We start from the raw sequence: 15,483 nt of genomic DNA, 5'->3' as shown, positions 1-15,483 counted from the left end.
ATTCGGATCTCAAGGAAATCGCAATGGTCGGCGAACTGCCACCCGCAGGTGCTGTGAATCCGAGTATAAAGAGGCGGTAGTTTAAATTTTGACTAATCTTGGGATTCGTTGAGAAAGGTGATTATCACCATGCGAATTAACGAAGTTTTTACGGAGGGAAACAATCTCTAGACCATCCTTAACGATTCAGCCACTTTTTTATGTTGCTTTTTTGTAAACAGATTAACACATCGTCAAAATCCTGCTATTCTGCCCGTTGCGGTACTGGGCATTTACCCTACAAACTGCTGTCTCACAGGAGCGTGAAGAGAATCGCCTGCCGCACTATGACAATGAGAGCGAGGAGAACCGTCGTGCTAGAAGAATACCGTAAGCACGTAGCTGAGCGTGCCGCTGAGGGGATTGCGCCCAAACCCCTGGATGCAAACCAAATGGCCGCACTTGTAGAGCTGCTGAAAAACCCGCCCGCGGGCGAAGAAGAATTCCTGTTAGATCTGTTAACCAACCGTGTTCCCCCTGGCGTCGATGAAGCCGCCTATGTCAAAGCAGGCTTCCTGGCTGCTGTCGCCAAAGGCGAAGCTAAATCCCCACTGCTGACTCCGGAAAAAGCCATCGAACTGCTGGGCACCATGCAGGGTGGTTATAATATTCATCCGCTGATCGACGCGCTGGATGATGCCAAACTGGCACCGATCGCTGCCAAAGCACTTTCTCACACGCTGCTGATGTTCGATAACTTCTATGACGTAGAAGAGAAAGCGAAAGCAGGTAACGAATATGCGAAGCAGGTAATGCAGTCCTGGGCGGATGCCGAATGGTTCCTGAATCGCCCGGCGCTGGCTGAAAAACTGACCGTTACCGTCTTCAAAGTAACTGGCGAAACCAACACCGATGACCTTTCTCCGGCACCGGATGCGTGGTCGCGCCCGGATATCCCACTGCACGCGCTGGCGATGCTGAAAAACGCCCGTGAAGGTATTGAGCCAGACCAGCCGGGTGTTGTTGGTCCGATCAAGCAAATCGAAGCTCTGCAACAGAAAGGTTTCCCGCTGGCGTACGTCGGTGACGTTGTGGGTACGGGTTCATCGCGTAAATCCGCCACGAACTCCGTGCTGTGGTTTATGGGTGAAGATATTCCTCATGTACCGAACAAACGCGGCGGTGGTTTGTGTCTCGGCGGTAAAATTGCGCCAATCTTCTTTAACACAATGGAAGACGCCGGCGCACTGCCAATCGAAGTCGACGTCTCTAACCTGAACATGGGCGACGTGATTGACGTTTACCCGTACAAAGGTGAAGTGCGTAACCACGAAACCGGCGAACTGCTGGCGACCTTCGAACTGAAAACCGACGTGCTGATTGATGAAGTGCGATCAGGTGGCCGTATTCCGCTGATTATCGGGCGTGGCCTGACCACCAAAGCACGTGAAGCACTCGGCCTGCCGCAGAGCGATGTGTTCCGTCAGGCGAAAGATGTCGCTGAGAGCGATCGCGGCTTCTCGCTGGCGCAGAAAATGGTCGGTCGTGCCTGCGGCGTGAAAGGCATTCGTCCGGGCGCGTACTGCGAACCGAAAATGACCTCAGTCGGTTCTCAGGACACCACCGGTCCAATGACCCGTGATGAACTGAAAGACCTGGCGTGCCTGGGCTTCTCGGCTGACCTGGTGATGCAGTCTTTCTGCCACACCGCGGCGTATCCGAAACCAGTTGACGTGAATACGCACCACACGCTGCCGGACTTCATTATGAACCGTGGCGGTGTGTCGCTGCGTCCGGGTGACGGCGTAATTCACTCCTGGCTGAACCGTATGCTGCTGCCGGATACCGTCGGTACCGGTGGTGATTCCCATACCCGTTTCCCGATCGGTATCTCTTTCCCGGCGGGTTCTGGTCTGGTGGCATTTGCAGCCGCGACCGGCGTAATGCCGCTGGATATGCCGGAATCCGTTCTGGTGCGCTTCAAAGGCAAAATGCAGCCGGGCATCACCCTGCGCGATCTGGTACACGCCATTCCGCTGTATGCGATCAAACAAGGTTTGCTGACTGTTGAGAAGAAAGGCAAGAAAAACATCTTCTCTGGCCGCATTCTGGAAATCGAAGGTCTGCCGGATCTGAAAGTTGAGCAGGCCTTTGAGCTGACCGATGCGTCCGCCGAGCGTTCTGCTGCCGGTTGTACCATCAAGCTGAACAAAGAGCCGATCATTGAATACCTGAACTCTAACATCGTCCTGCTGAAGTGGATGATCGCGGAAGGTTATGGCGATCGTCGTACCCTGGAACGTCGTATTCAGGGCATGGAAAAATGGCTGGCGAATCCTGAGCTGCTGGAAGCCGATGCTGATGCAGAATACGCAGCAGTAATCGATATCGATCTGGCTGATATCAAAGAGCCAATCCTCTGTGCACCGAACGACCCGGACGACGCACGTCCGCTGTCTGCGGTACAGGGCGAGAAGATCGACGAAGTGTTTATCGGTTCTTGCATGACCAACATCGGTCACTTCCGTGCCGCCGGTAAACTGCTGGATGCGCATAAAGGTCAGCTGCCGACCCGTCTGTGGGTGGCACCGCCAACGCGTATGGACGCCGCGCAGTTGACCGAAGAAGGCTACTACAGCGTCTTCGGTAAGAGTGGTGCACGTATCGAGATCCCTGGCTGTTCCCTGTGTATGGGTAACCAGGCGCGTGTAGCAGACGGTGCGACGGTGGTTTCCACCTCTACCCGTAACTTCCCGAACCGTCTGGGAACTGGCGCGAACGTCTTCCTGGCTTCTGCGGAACTGGCTGCTGTTGCGGCGCTGATTGGCAAACTGCCGACGCCGGAAGAGTACCAGACCTACGTGGCGCAGGTAGATAAAACAGCCGTTGATACTTACCGTTATCTGAACTTCAACCAGCTTTCTCAGTACACCGAAAAAGCGGATGGGGTGATTTTCCAGACTGCGGTTTAATAAGTAAGCGCACCCGCTGCGCATAAACGAGACAATGCCCGGTGAATGAGATTCCCGGGCATTTTTTATTTCTAAACCATCGCCGTTCCGCTGTTTTTCTCCGATAAGGCTGCGATAATTAAATCAATGGCGCAATGCGATTTCGGCGCATTGCCGGGAGCAGAGGAACACACTATGGATTATGAATTTCTGCGCGATGTAACCGGAGTGGTAAAGGTGCGCATGTCCATGGGGCATGAAGTGGTCGGGCACTGGTTTAATGAAGAGGTAAAAGAAAACCTGGCCTTGCTTGATGAAGTGGAAGACGCCGCGCGCACGCTCAAAGGCAGCGAACGTTCCTGGCAGCGGGCAGGGCATGAATACACCCTGTGGATGGACGGCGAAGAGGTAATGGTTCGCGCCAATCAACTGGAATTCGCTGGCGATGAAATGGAAGAGGGGATGAACTACTACGACGAAGAAAGCCTGTCGCTATGCGGCGTTGAGGACTTCTTGCAGGTAGTGGCGGCTTATCGCGATTTTGTGCAGCAGAAGTAGATAAATCTGGCGGAGCCTGCGAGCTCCGCCAGAGCCGTTAAACAGCTGGCATATTGCGCCCGTAATAAATCTCGCGCATTTCTTTCCACAGCGCCGCGGTAATTTCCTCACGCTCGCTGTCGGTTAAATCTTCTGGCCTTGTGTGGAACATATAGTGCTTAAGGTCGAACTCTTTAAGCAACATCTTGGTATGGAAGATATTTTCCTGATAGACGTTCACATCCACCATGTCATACAGCGCCTTCATATCGTCAGACATAAAGTTCTGAATCGAATTAATCTCATGGTCGATAAAGTGCTTCATACCGTTAATGTCGCGGGTGAAACCGCGCACGCGATAATCAATGGTTACGATATCGGACTCAAGCTGGTGGATCAGGTAATTCAGCGCCTTCAGCGGAGAAATCACGCCGCAGGTCGAGACTTCAATATCGGCGCGGAAGGTACATAAACCACCTTCAGGATGGCTTTCCGGGTAGGTATGTACGCAAATATGACTTTTATCGAGATGGGCAACGACCGTTTCTGGCAGTGGGCCGGGGTGTTCTGTTTTGTCGATAAGTTTCGGGTCGACCGGTTCTTCACTCACCAGAATAGTGACGCTGGCACCTTGTGGTTCGTAATCCTGGCGGGCAATGTTAAGAATATTGGCCCCGATAATGGAACAGGTTTCTGACAGGATTTCGGTCAGACGATTGGCATTATAGAGTTCATCGATATAAGCGATATAACCGTCGCGCTCTTCGGCAGTTTTGGCATAGCAGATATCGTAAATACAAAAACTCAGACTTTTGGTCAGATTATTAAAGCCATGCAGTTTTAGTTTTTTCAATTTCTTATCTTCTCCTTAGGACGGCTGTGAGGCCAGTGCGTCTTGCAGATACTGAGGTAAGGCAAAAGCTGCCGTATGGACTGCCGGATTGTAATAACGGCATTTCAGGCCAGAGGCGAGATAACGCGCCTGAATAATTTCGGTAGAGAGATGGCGTAAGGCGTCGTTATCTGTCGCCCATGCAAAGGTCATGATGCCGCCGTAATAGGTCGGGATCGCCGCCTGATAAAAGCCAACATCACTGAAGTAATGGCTGAGTTTGCGATGACTGTCGATAGCCTCTTCCTGCTGTAAAAAGCAGACGCCGTTTTGTGCGACGAAGATACCGCCAGGATTCAGGCAACGTTTGCAACCTTCATAAAATGCTGAGGTGAACAGACTTTCGCCGGGACCGATGGGATCGGTGCAGTCGGAGATGATCACATCAAAGGTTTGGCTGGTTTGATTCACGAAATTGACGCCATCGTCGATCACCAGTTTAAAACGCGGATCGTCGTAGCTACCGGCGTTATGGTTGGGCAAATACTGACGGCAGAACGACACGACACCCGCATCGATTTCCACCATCGTGATTGACTCAACGTTTTTATGTCGGGTCACTTCACGCAGCATGGCACCGTCGCCGCCGCCGATAATCAGCACATGTTTCGCGTGACCGTGGGCTAATAGCGGAACGTGGGTCATCATCTCATGATAGATAAACTCGTCGCGCTCGGTGGTTTGTACTACGCCATCCAGCGCCATTACGCGACCAAATGCGGCGTTCTCAAAAATGATCAGATCCTGGTGATCGGTCTTTTCATGATACAGAACGTTATCTACAGCAAAGTACTGCCCAAACTGGTCGTGTAGCGTTTCATGCCACTGTTTTTTTTCGGCCATGGGTTGATACCTCCTTTGTTAACACCCGTAAAAAAAGGGCGCAACATAATAGCTAACATTGACCGCGGATGCACGGTCAATATTTCTACAAAAAGGTATCAGGGATTATTTGACGTAGGCAAGCAGGCTTAAGGAATCGCGAGCCAGGGCTTTGCATTTTTTAGCAACGGGAATGCCGATGCCGCTGAGATCGCGGTAGCTGTCTTCACCGAGGGCTTTCATGTCGAAGGTATCGTAGTTGCTGAGATCCCACTGGTTTTGCTGGGCGAAAAAGACCAGTGCGCGACGAATCTGCCCGTTTGGTAAGTTCTGGTAACCACAATCGTTCTTCAGAAAGACAAAAACTGCCGTTAAATCGGCCATATCTTCGGCTTCAGACTCGCTGAGCGCGTAACTGTTTGCGCAGACGGCCATCAGGCTGCCGAATAACACTGTTCTGAAAAACGTCTTCATTGCTTCTACCAGGGGCTTAAAGAAGATAAACGTTAGCACACTGCGAGCGAGGCGACGACCATTATTGTTGATTAAATTGTGTCTGCGGCTTGACCTTCCCGTAAGGGGAAGGACTATGCTCAACGTTTGATTTTGTTTCGCCTGCTTAAGAATAAGGAAATAACTATGCAACGTCGTGATTTCTTGAAATATTCCATTGCGCTGGGCGTAGCTTCAGCCTTGCCGCTGTGGAGCCGCGCAGTATTTGCGGCGGAGCGTCCAACGTTACCGATCCCTGATTTGCTCACGACTGATGCCCGCAATCGTATTCAGTTAACTGTTGGCACAGGCCAGTCCACCTTTGCCGGAAAAACGGCAACTACCTGGGGCTATAACGGCAATCTGCTGGGGCCGGCGGTGAAATTACAGCGCGGCAAAGCGGTAACGGTTGATATCTATAACCAACTGACGGAAGAAACGACGTTGCACTGGCACGGGCTGGAAGTACCGGGTGAAGTCGACGGCGGCCCGCAGGGAATTATTCCGCCAGGTGGCAAGCGTACGGTGACGTTGAACGTTGATCAACCTGCCGCTACCTGCTGGTTCCATCCGCATCAACATGGCAAAACCGGGCGACAGGTGGCGATGGGGCTGGCGGGGCTGGTAGTGATTGAAGATGACGAGATTCTAAAATTAATGCTGCCAAAACAGTGGGGTATCGATGATGTCCCGGTGATCGTGCAGGATAAAAAATTTAACGCTGACGGGCAGATTGATTATCAACTGGATATGATGACCGCTGCCGTGGGTTGGTTTGGCGATACGCTGCTGACCAATGGTGCTATCTACCCGCAACACGCCGCCCCTCGCGGCTGGCTGCGCCTGCGTTTGCTCAATGGCTGTAACGCCCGCTCGCTCAATTTCGCTACCAGTGACAATCGCCCGCTGTATGTGATTGCCAGCGACGGTGGTCTGCTACCTGAACCAGTGAAGGTGAGCGAGCTGCCGGTGCTGATGGGCGAGCGTTTCGAAGTGCTGGTGGAGGTTAACGACAACAAACCCTTTGATCTGGTGACGCTACCGGTCAGCCAGATGGGAATGGCAATTGCACCGTTTGACAAGCCGCATCCGGTAATGCGGATCCAGCCGATTTCCATTAGTGCTTCAGGTGCCTTACCTGACGCGTTAAGTAGCCTGCCAGCATTACCTTCGCTGGAAGGGCTGACGGTACGCAAGCTGCAACTCTCTATGGACCCGATGCTCGATATGATGGGTATGCAGATGCTGATGGAGAAATATGGCGATCAGGCGATGGCCGGGATGGATCACAGCCAGATGATGGGCCATATGGGGCACGGCAATATGAATCATATGAACCACGGCGGGAAGTTCGATTTCCACCATGCCAATAAAATCAACGGTCAGGCGTTTGATATGAATAAGCCGATGTTTGCGGCGGCGAAAGGGCAGTACGAGCGTTGGGTTATCTCTGGCGTGGGCGACATGATGCTGCATCCGTTCCATATCCACGGTACGCAGTTCCGTATCTTGTCGGAAAATGGCAAACCGCCAGCGACGCATCGCGCAGGCTGGAAAGATACTGTTAAGGTAGAAGATAATGTCAGCGAAGTCCTGGTGAAGTTTAATCATGACGCCCCGAAAGAACATGCATATATGGCGCACTGCCATCTGCTGGAGCATGAAGATACGGGGATGATGTTAGGGTTTACGGTATAAAAAGACCGTATTCAGAAATATGCCCGGATCTCTCCGGGCATTATGGTTATTTCACATCATCCGGCAACGCATAAGCCACAATATAGTCGCCCATCTTCGTACCAAATGAACCGTGACCGCCTGCGGAGATCACCACATACTGCTTGCCATTCACTTCATAGGTCATCGGTGTTGCCTGACCACCCGCCGGTAAACGGCCCTGCCACAGTTTTTCACCGTTGCTCATGTTATAAGCGCGCAGGTAGTTATCTGCCGTAGCGGCGATAAATAGCACGTTACCCGCCGTGGAGATTGGCCCGCCCAGCATCGGCATACCCATATTGAACGGCACCGGAACGGGCATCGGGAACGGCATGCTGTCCTGCGGCGTACCAATGCGTTTCTTCCACACCACTTCGTTGGTTTTCAGATCCAACGCCGAGATATAGCCCCATGCTGGCTGTTTACACGGCAGACCAAACGGTGAAAGGAACGGGTTGAGCGTAACGCCATACGGTACGCCGTACTGTGGCTGAATGCCGGATTCCGTACCCGTGCCTTTGGCATCTTTTGGCTGTTCCATCGGGTTGCCTGGACCGCGAGGGATCAGTTTCGAAACGAACGGCAGCGCCATTGGGTTGGCAATTGCCACTTCACGATTCGGATCAACGGAAATCCCGCCCCATTCGAACATCCCCAGGTTACCCGGGAAGACCAGCGTACCCTGTTCAGATGGCGGGGTGAAAATACCTTCATAACGCATCTGGTGGAACATTACGCGGCACACCAGTTGGTCAAACATGGTGGCGCCCCACATATCCGCACCGCTTAAATCTTTCGTCGGACGGAAGCTCAGTTCAGAAAACGGTTGAGTAGGGGTAACGTAATCACCTTTCGCTGCGCCTTGCGGCACCGGTTTTTCCGGGGCCGGAACCACCAGTTCACCATTGCGGCGATCAAGCACAAAAATGTTGCCGGTTTTCGCTGGAGCGTAAATAACCGGAACTTTTTGACCATTAACGGTGATATCTGCCAGCGTTGGCTGTGCCGGAAGATCCATATCCCACAGGTCGTGGTGAACGGTCTGATAGCTCCACGCCAGTTTCCCGGTAGTGGCATTCAGCGCCAGAATTGAGCTGGCATAACGTTCCTGTTCTGGGGTGCGGTTACCGCCCCAGATATCTGGCGTGGTAACGCCCATCGGCAGATACACCAGATCCAGCTTCGCGTCATAGGCCGCAGGTGCCCACGAGTTTGGCGAGTTAAAGGTAAAGGTGTGTTCGTCAGACGGGATCGCGTTCGGATCTTTCGCGCCTGGATCAAAGGCCCACAACAGCTCCCCGGTATTGACATCAAAACCACGGATCACGCCAGACGTTTCGCGGGTTGAGAAGTTATCAGTGACGGAACCCGCCATCACGATGGTTTTATCAGTGATAATCGGTGGTGAAGTCGGCTCATACAGACCCGGTTTGGTGTCCGGCATATTGCTTTGCAGATTGAGTACGCCTTTATTGGCAAAGGTTTCGCACAGCTTGCCGTTTTCAGCGTTAATCGCAATCAGGCGGCCATCATTGACCGGGAGAATGATACGACGCGGGCAATCCGCCATCACTTCCGGCGAAGCAGTTTCTGCTTTGGCTTCATGATAAGAGACACCACGGCAGGTTACATGCTGGAAAGACTCGTTGGTTTTCAGCTCAGGATCGTAATGCCATTTCTCTTTGCCGCTGGCGGCATCGAGCGCAAACAAACGCTGGTGAGCGGTACACAGGTAAAGCGTGTCGCCTACTTTAATCGGCGTCACTTCATTGGTGATTTCGCCCGGATCGTTCGGCTGTTTCACATCGCCTGTACGGAACACCCAGGCTTCTTTCAGCTTGTGGACGTTATCAGCGTTAATTTGTTTCAGTGGTGAAAAGCGTTGACCTTCCTGATTGCGACCATAGGCAGGCCAGTCTTGATCGGCAACGGGGGAGATAGCTTCGGCAGGTGTAGCATCAGCGCTTAAGGTGCCGTTGATTTCCTGTGGATCGTTAAATCCGGCCCAGGTGAGGATACCACCGCTAATCAACAGCGCGACCACCAACGCGGCAACTGCGCCGCTGGCAGGAATGACCAGGCGACGCCAGACAAACGGCAGGATCAGCCAGATACCAAAGAAGACCAGAATGTCGCTACGCGGCGTCAGCGCCCAGAAATCGAAACCCACTTCCCAGACGCCCCAAATCATGGTGCCAAGCAGCAATGCCGCGTAAAGCCAAAGTGCGGCGCGTTTGCTGCGCCACAGCATCCAGGCGACGCCGAGCATCATAAGGCCAGCGATAGGGTAGTACCAGGAGCCGCCGATCGCGACCAACCAGCCTCCGCCAATGAGAAGATACAGCCCGCAAAGCGCTGCAAATAGGGCTGTTAGCGTGACGAGTAATCGTCGCGAGCCGGTATTGTTAATTGCCATAAAGAGACACCATTTCAATTCATTAATATTTTAGTAGCAATTAATTATAGGTTTTAACATGTGTGATCGTCATCACAATTCGAGCTTTATTAACAGATTCCGCCAATGAATAGTTTTACTGGTATACTGCGTGTCTTGCGCTTTGTTGCGGTGTCAAAACCTGCCCGTGCGAAGTGATTTGTTTTTAAATCATATGGTTAGAGATATGAAACATACTGTAGAAGTAATGATCCCCGAAGCGGAGATTAAAGCGCGTATCGCCGAACTGGGTCGTCAGATTACTGAGCGTTACAAAGACAGCGGCAGCGATATGGTGCTGGTAGGCCTGCTGCGTGGCTCATTTATGTTTATGGCGGACCTGTGCCGTGAAGTTCAGGTATCTCATGAAGTCGATTTTATGACCGCCTCCAGCTACGGTAGCGGCATGTCCACCACCCGCGATGTGAAAATCCTCAAAGATCTGGATGAAGATATCCGTGGCAAGGACGTGCTGATTGTTGAAGATATCATCGACTCGGGTAATACACTGTCGAAAGTGCGTGAAATCTTAAGCCTGCGCGAACCGAAGTCGCTGGCGATTTGTACGCTGCTGGATAAACCGTCCCGTCGTGAAGTGAATGTCCCGGTAGAATTTATCGGTTTCTCGATCCCGGATGAGTTTGTGGTGGGTTACGGCATTGATTACGCTCAGCGTTACCGCCATCTGCCGTACATCGGCAAAGTAGTGCTGCTGGACGAGTAAGTGCGGATGTGCCGGATGTGTTGCATCCGGCATGGTGTTTTTATTTGTGGTTGGCGTGTTTCAGCTTGAGATTGGAAATCCCGTGACGGTAACGTTGTTCAAGGGTTTCGCGGTTGGTGGCGGTAACATCCAGATCACGCAGCAAACCGTCGTGAATGCCGTAGGCCCAGCCGTGAATGGTGACTTTCTGCCCGCGTTTCCACGCTGATTGCATAATGGTGGAGTGGCCCAGGTTATATACCTGCTCCATGACGTTCAGTTCGCACAAGGTATCCAGACGGCGCTCTTGCGGCATTTCGCCAAGCAATGAGCTATGTTTGAACCAGATATCGCGAATGTGTAGCAGCCAGTTGTTGATAAGCCCCAGTTCCGGGTTTTCAACTGCGGCCTGTACGCCGCCGCAACCGTAGTGGCCACAGATAATAATGTGTTCAACTTCGAGAACATCCACTGCATACTGAACCACGGAAAGGCAGTTCAGGTCGGTGTGAATGACCAGGTTAGCAACATTACGGTGAACAAAGAGTTCGCCCGGCTCAAGACCGGTTAAACGTTCTGCAGGAACGCGACTGTCGGAACATCCAATCCATAGAAAGCGCGGTTTTTGCGCTTGCGCCAGTTTCTCAAAAAACCCGGGATCCTCTTCCACCAGCATTTTTGACCATAGTGCATTGTTGCTGATGAGTGTATCTATGTCTTTCATGGAGGTTAACGACCTGTAACCAAATAATTACGTTTGGCTAATATAGGGCAACTCCGGGACGATTTAAACCACAGATAAAGTGTAAGAACGTAAGGTAAGTAAAAATTTATGACCATTGCACTGGAACTTCAACAGCTTAAAAAAACCTATCCAGGCGGCGTTCAGGCGCTTCGTGGAATCGATTTGCAGGTCGAAGCGGGTGATTTTTATGCGCTTCTCGGGCCGAACGGGGCCGGGAAATCAACCACTATCGGTATTATCAGCTCTCTGGTAAATAAAACCTCCGGGCGGGTCAGCGTATTTGGTTACGATCTCGAGAAGGATGTCGTGAACGCTAAACGTCAGTTGGGACTGGTGCCGCAGGAATTTAACTTCAACCCGTTTGAAACCGTGCAACAAATTGTGGTGAACCAGGCGGGGTACTACGGTGTAGAGCGCAAAGAAGCGTATATCCGCAGCGAAAAGTATCTTAAACAGCTCGATTTATGGGGAAAGCGTAACGAACGTGCGCGTATGTTATCGGGTGGGATGAAGCGCCGTTTAATGATTGCTCGTGCGTTAATGCATGAACCTAAACTGCTGATTCTTGACGAACCGACCGCAGGCGTGGATATCGAACTTCGCCGCTCAATGTGGGGATTTTTGAAGGATTTAAACGACAAAGGCACCACCATCATTCTTACCACGCACTACCTGGAAGAAGCAGAAATGCTGTGCCGCAATATCGGCATTATTCAACACGGTGAGCTGGTGGAAAATACCTCGATGAAGGCGCTGCTGGCGAAGCTGAAATCGGAAACTTTTATTCTCGATCTCGCGCCGAAAAGCCCATTACCGAAGCTCGATGGCTATCAGTATCGACTGGTCGATACCGCTACGCTGGAAGTTGAAGTGCTGCGTGAGCAGGGGATTAACAGCGTGTTCACGCAGTTAAGTGAGCAGGGTATTCAGGTATTAAGTATGCGTAACAAAGCTAACCGTCTGGAAGAGCTGTTTGTTTCACTGGTTAATGAAAAACAAGGAGATCGCGCATGATGCATCTTTACTGGGTGGCACTAAAAAGCATCTGGGCGAAAGAGATCCATCGCTTTATGCGTATCTGGGTGCAGACGCTGGTGCCACCGGTCATCACCATGACCCTTTATTTTATTATCTTCGGTAACCTGATTGGTTCGCGCATCGGCGATATGCATGGCTTCAGCTATATGCAGTTCATCGTGCCGGGGCTGATCATGATGTCGGTAATCACCAATGCCTACGCCAACGTCGCTTCATCATTTTTTGGTGCCAAGTTCCAGCGTAATATTGAAGAGCTGCTGGTTGCACCCGTACCGACTCACGTGATTATTGCCGGATATGTTGGCGGTGGCGTGGCGCGCGGACTGTTTGTTGGCATTCTGGTGACGGCAATTTCACTGTTTTTTGTGCCTTTTCAGGTACATTCGTGGGTATTTGTCGCTTTAACGCTGGTGCTCACGGCGGTGTTATTCTCCCTTGCTGGATTGCTGAACGGCGTGTTTGCCAAAACGTTCGATGACATCAGCCTGGTGCCAACCTTTGTGTTAACGCCACTCACGTATTTGGGCGGGGTCTTTTACTCCCTGACTTTGCTGCCGCCGTTCTGGCAGGGACTGTCGCACCTGAACCCGATCGTTTATATGATCAGTGGTTTCCGCTACGGCTTCCTCGGTATCAATGATGTGCCGCTGGTCACTACCTTTGGCGTACTGGTGGTCTTTATTGTGGCGTTTTATTTGATTTGCTGGTCGCTGATCCAACGTGGGCGTGGTCTGCGTAGCTAAGGCTATTTCCTCTCCTCTGGATTCGGGGGAGAGGAGTTTTGACGACTATCACCCTTTATCAACCATGGTCAGGGTAGACTGATTTTCGGCTAAGGAGGAAGGCGATGCTAGGTTGGGTTATTACCTGTCACGATGATCGGGCGCAAGAGATACTGGATGCGCTGGAGAAAAAACACGGGGCGCTTCTTCAGTGCCGGGCCGTGAATTTCTGGCGCGGATTAAGTTCTAATATGCTCAGCCGTATGATGTGCGATGCTCTGCATGAAGCAGACTCTGGCGATGGGGTGATCTTTTTAACTGATATTGCCGGAGCGCCGCCGTACCGCGTGGCTTCGCTATTAAGCCACAAACACTCCCGCTGCGAAGTGATTTCTGGGGTAACGTTACCGTTAGTTGAACAGATGCTGGCCTACCGTGAAACGTTATCCAGTGCGGAGTTTCGCGAGCGAATTGTCGAACTGGGTGGGCCTGAAGTCAGTAGTCTCTGGCACCAACAACAAAAAAATCCGCCTTTCGTCCTCAAACATAATTTGTATGAGTATTAACCCGCGATCCTGATGACGCTTTTGCTACAATAAAAGCGTTGTTTCATCCCTGGTTATTTTTTCATGTATAAACAAGCTGTTATTCTCCTGCTGATGCTGTTTACCACAAGCGTCAGTGCCGCATTACCTGCCCGTTATATGCAAACTATCGAAAATGCCGCGGTTTGGGCGCAAATTGGCGACAAAATGGTGACGGTAGGGAATATTCGGGCCGGACAAATCATTGCCGTGGAGCCCACTGCCGCAAGTTATTACGCATTTAATTTTGGCTTTGGCAAAGGGTTTATCGATAAAGGTCATCTCGAGCCGGTTCAGGGGCGACAAAAAGTTGAAGACGGTTTGGGTGACCTCAACAAGCCGCTGAGTAATCAGAACTTAATAACCTGGAAAGATACGCCGGTTTATAACGCGCCGAGTGTGGGCAGTGCGCCATTTGGGGTACTGGCGGACAATTTGCGTTATCCGATTTTGCATAAACTGAAAGACAGGTTAAACCAAACCTGGTATCAGGTCCGTATTGGCGATCGACTGGCCTTTATCAGCGCGCTGGATGCCCAACCCGACAATGGCCTGCCGGTGCTAACCTATCATCATATTCTGCGCGACGAAGAAAACACCCGTTTTCGCCATACTTCGACGACCACCTCGGTACGCGCCTTCAATAACCAGATGGCCTGGCTGCGCGACAGGGGATACGCGACACTGAGCATGACGCAGTTGGAAGGTTACGTGCAGAATAACATTAATCTCCCGGCACGTGCCGTGGTGATTACCTTTGATGATGGTCTCAAGTCGGTTAGCCGCTATGCGTATCCTGTGTTGAAACACTATGGTATGAAGGCGACGGCATTTATTGTTACCTCGCGCATCAAACGTCACCCGCAGAAATGGGATCCAAAATCGCTGCAATTTATGAGCATTTCTGAGCTTAACGAAATTCGTGATGTATTTGATTTCCAGTCACATACTCATTTTTTGCATCGGATAGATGGCTATCGCCGCCCCATATTACTGAGCCGTAGTGAGCACAATATTCTGTTTGATTTTGCGCGATCGCGTCGGGCGCTGGCGCAGTTTAATCCACATGTCTTGTATCTTTCTTATCCGTTTGGCGGTTTTAATGACAAAGCGGTGAAGGCGGCACGTGAAGCCGGATTTCATCTGGCAGTGACCACCATGAAAGGCAAAGTAAAACCGGGGGATAATCCGTTGTTACTAAAACGGCTTTATATCTTAAGAACGGATTCGCTGGAGACGATGTCGCGGCTGGTGAGTAACCAGCCGCAGGGGTGATTATCAGGCCACCTGAACTGGAATCGCTTTCGCGGTACGTTTCATTTCATTGTCGCCTTCAAAATAAGCAACGTTGGGTCGCCATGTACGGGCTTCTTCATCCGGCATAGTGACGAAGCTGGCGATGATGACAATATCGCCGACGCTGGCGCAGTGGGCCGCCGCACCGTTAACAGAAATAATTCTCGAACCGCGCTCTGCCGCGATGGCATAGGTGGAGAAACGCTTGCCGTTGGTGACATTCCAGATATCAATGGCTTCGTTTTCGAGAATACCGGCTGCGTCAAGAAAATCCTGGTCAATGGCGCAAGAACCTTCATAGTGCAGGTCCGCATGAGTCACTTTCACGCGGTGGAGTTTGCCCTGCAGCATCGTGCGAATCATAACTTCTACCTTTCTACCCTGTCGTTAACGAAGCAGGCGGTGCCTGCTTTGAGGAAATTCTCACGCAGTATTGCCCGATTTTTGTTTAGTGTCTACTCATCTGACGGCATTTGCATCAGCAGTTTGCGTACCGTGCCGAAGCGAGCCATGTAACACCTGTAACCAATTGAAATTTCTCTGAACGCTGCTCGGTAAACACTAAAGAG

General features: G+C 51.5%; 14 protein-coding genes. 8 read left to right on the top strand and 6 right to left on the bottom strand.

Translation table 11 applies throughout. The features are described from left to right. The first annotated feature begins 353 nt into the window (after positions 1-353). Both acnB and yacL read left to right on the top strand, forming a co-directional pair. Positions 354-2,951, top strand: coding sequence for a bifunctional aconitate hydratase 2/2-methylisocitrate dehydratase (gene acnB, locus BEB42_RS02325; protein WP_001353458.1), 2,598 nt, complete (start codon positions 354-356; stop codon positions 2,949-2,951). Positions 2,952-3,125: 174 nt separating this feature from the next. Next, positions 3,126-3,488, top strand: coding sequence for a protein YacL (gene yacL, locus BEB42_RS02320; protein ID WP_001353457.1), 363 nt, complete (start codon positions 3,126-3,128; stop codon positions 3,486-3,488). 37 nt (positions 3,489-3,525) lie between these two features. On the opposite strand, the gene speD is transcribed toward yacL, so the two are convergent. From speD to BEB42_RS02305, 3 genes are all read right to left on the bottom strand, one after another. Then, the gene (speD, locus tag BEB42_RS02315; protein ID WP_000734288.1) at positions 3,526-4,320 is read right to left on the bottom strand and encodes an adenosylmethionine decarboxylase; all 795 of its coding nucleotides are present in this window, start codon (positions 4,318-4,320) and stop codon (positions 3,526-3,528) included. 15 nt (positions 4,321-4,335) lie between these two features. Continuing rightward, entirely contained in the window at positions 4,336-5,202 is an 867-nt protein-coding gene (speE, locus tag BEB42_RS02310; RefSeq protein ID WP_000818417.1) for a polyamine aminopropyltransferase, read from the bottom strand. Between the two features lie 105 nt (positions 5,203-5,307). Further along, entirely contained in the window at positions 5,308-5,655 is a 348-nt protein-coding gene (locus BEB42_RS02305) for a YacC family pilotin-like protein (protein WP_001295568.1), read from the bottom strand. Positions 5,656-5,820: 165 nt separating this feature from the next. On the opposite strand from BEB42_RS02305, the gene cueO reads away from it, so the two are divergent. After that, the gene (cueO, locus tag BEB42_RS02300) at positions 5,821-7,371 is read left to right on the top strand and encodes a multicopper oxidase CueO (RefSeq protein WP_001189575.1); all 1,551 of its coding nucleotides are present in this window, start codon (positions 5,821-5,823) and stop codon (positions 7,369-7,371) included. A gap of 46 nt (positions 7,372-7,417) precedes the next feature. Here the strand turns inward: cueO and gcd are convergent, their stop codons facing one another. Then, the gene (gene gcd / locus BEB42_RS02295) at positions 7,418-9,808 is read right to left on the bottom strand and encodes a quinoprotein glucose dehydrogenase (protein WP_001353456.1); all 2,391 of its coding nucleotides are present in this window, start codon (positions 9,806-9,808) and stop codon (positions 7,418-7,420) included. Between the two features lie 205 nt (positions 9,809-10,013). Here gcd and hpt point away from each other — a divergent pair, with 205 nt between their 5' ends. Further along, positions 10,014-10,550, top strand: coding sequence for a hypoxanthine phosphoribosyltransferase (gene hpt / locus BEB42_RS02290; RefSeq protein WP_000683336.1), 537 nt, complete (start codon positions 10,014-10,016; stop codon positions 10,548-10,550). Between the two features lie 40 nt (positions 10,551-10,590). Here the strand turns inward: hpt and can are convergent, their stop codons facing one another. Further along, a complete protein-coding gene (can, locus tag BEB42_RS02285; RefSeq protein ID WP_000651599.1) occupies positions 10,591-11,253 on the bottom strand; it encodes a carbonate dehydratase in 663 nt (220 codons plus the stop codon). Positions 11,254-11,361: 108 nt separating this feature from the next. Between can and BEB42_RS02280 the strand changes: the two genes are divergently transcribed. The 4 genes from BEB42_RS02280 (at position 11,362) to BEB42_RS02265 (ending at position 14,893) form a co-directional block, all read left to right on the top strand. After that, the gene (locus BEB42_RS02280; protein ID WP_000150637.1) at positions 11,362-12,288 is read left to right on the top strand and encodes an ABC transporter ATP-binding protein; all 927 of its coding nucleotides are present in this window, start codon (positions 11,362-11,364) and stop codon (positions 12,286-12,288) included. After that, positions 12,285-13,055: an ABC transporter permease gene (locus BEB42_RS02275; protein ID WP_000972203.1), complete on the top strand. Its 771-nt coding sequence runs from the start codon at positions 12,285-12,287 to the stop codon at positions 13,053-13,055. The genes BEB42_RS02280 and BEB42_RS02275 overlap by 4 nt, the downstream gene beginning before the upstream one ends. 104 nt (positions 13,056-13,159) lie before the next feature. Next, the gene (locus tag BEB42_RS02270) at positions 13,160-13,600 is read left to right on the top strand and encodes a PTS sugar transporter subunit IIA (protein ID WP_000901978.1); all 441 of its coding nucleotides are present in this window, start codon (positions 13,160-13,162) and stop codon (positions 13,598-13,600) included. A gap of 63 nt (positions 13,601-13,663) precedes the next feature. Continuing rightward, positions 13,664-14,893: a polysaccharide deacetylase family protein gene (locus BEB42_RS02265; RefSeq protein ID WP_000277949.1), complete on the top strand. Its 1,230-nt coding sequence runs from the start codon at positions 13,664-13,666 to the stop codon at positions 14,891-14,893. A gap of 3 nt (positions 14,894-14,896) precedes the next feature. On the opposite strand, the gene panD is transcribed toward BEB42_RS02265, so the two are convergent. Then, on the bottom strand, positions 14,897-15,277 hold the full coding sequence (panD, locus tag BEB42_RS02260) for an aspartate 1-decarboxylase (protein ID WP_000621515.1): 381 nt from the start codon (positions 15,275-15,277) through the stop codon (positions 14,897-14,899). Between the last annotated feature and the right edge of the window lie 206 nt (positions 15,278-15,483).

Origin of the sequence: Escherichia sp. MOD1-EC5990, assembly GCF_002965285.1 — a bacterium.
GTDB classification, from domain to species: domain Bacteria; phylum Pseudomonadota; class Gammaproteobacteria; order Enterobacterales; family Enterobacteriaceae; genus Escherichia; species Escherichia coli_F.
This window is presented reverse-complemented; position numbering and strand designations above follow the sequence as displayed.

Excerpts from the sequence above, each read along its gene's own strand:
- yacL (WP_001353457.1), top strand. The coding sequence starts at position 3,126 with ATGGATTATGAATTTCTGCGCGATGTAACCGGAGTGGTAAAGGTGCGC.
- speE (WP_000818417.1), bottom strand. The coding sequence starts at position 5,202 with ATGGCCGAAAAAAAACAGTGGCATGAAACGCTACACGACCAGTTTGGG.
- BEB42_RS02305 (WP_001295568.1), bottom strand. The coding sequence starts at position 5,655 with ATGAAGACGTTTTTCAGAACAGTGTTATTCGGCAGCCTGATGGCCGTC.
- cueO (WP_001189575.1), top strand. The coding sequence starts at position 5,821 with ATGCAACGTCGTGATTTCTTGAAATATTCCATTGCGCTGGGCGTAGCT.
- gcd (WP_001353456.1), bottom strand. The coding sequence starts at position 9,808 with ATGGCAATTAACAATACCGGCTCGCGACGATTACTCGTCACGCTAACA.
- hpt (WP_000683336.1), top strand. The coding sequence starts at position 10,014 with ATGAAACATACTGTAGAAGTAATGATCCCCGAAGCGGAGATTAAAGCG.
- can (WP_000651599.1), bottom strand. The coding sequence starts at position 11,253 with ATGAAAGACATAGATACACTCATCAGCAACAATGCACTATGGTCAAAA.
- BEB42_RS02280 (WP_000150637.1), top strand. The coding sequence starts at position 11,362 with ATGACCATTGCACTGGAACTTCAACAGCTTAAAAAAACCTATCCAGGC.
- BEB42_RS02275 (WP_000972203.1), top strand. The coding sequence starts at position 12,285 with ATGATGCATCTTTACTGGGTGGCACTAAAAAGCATCTGGGCGAAAGAG.
- BEB42_RS02270 (WP_000901978.1), top strand. The coding sequence starts at position 13,160 with ATGCTAGGTTGGGTTATTACCTGTCACGATGATCGGGCGCAAGAGATA.
- BEB42_RS02265 (WP_000277949.1), top strand. The coding sequence starts at position 13,664 with ATGTATAAACAAGCTGTTATTCTCCTGCTGATGCTGTTTACCACAAGC.
- panD (WP_000621515.1), bottom strand. The coding sequence starts at position 15,277 with ATGATTCGCACGATGCTGCAGGGCAAACTCCACCGCGTGAAAGTGACT.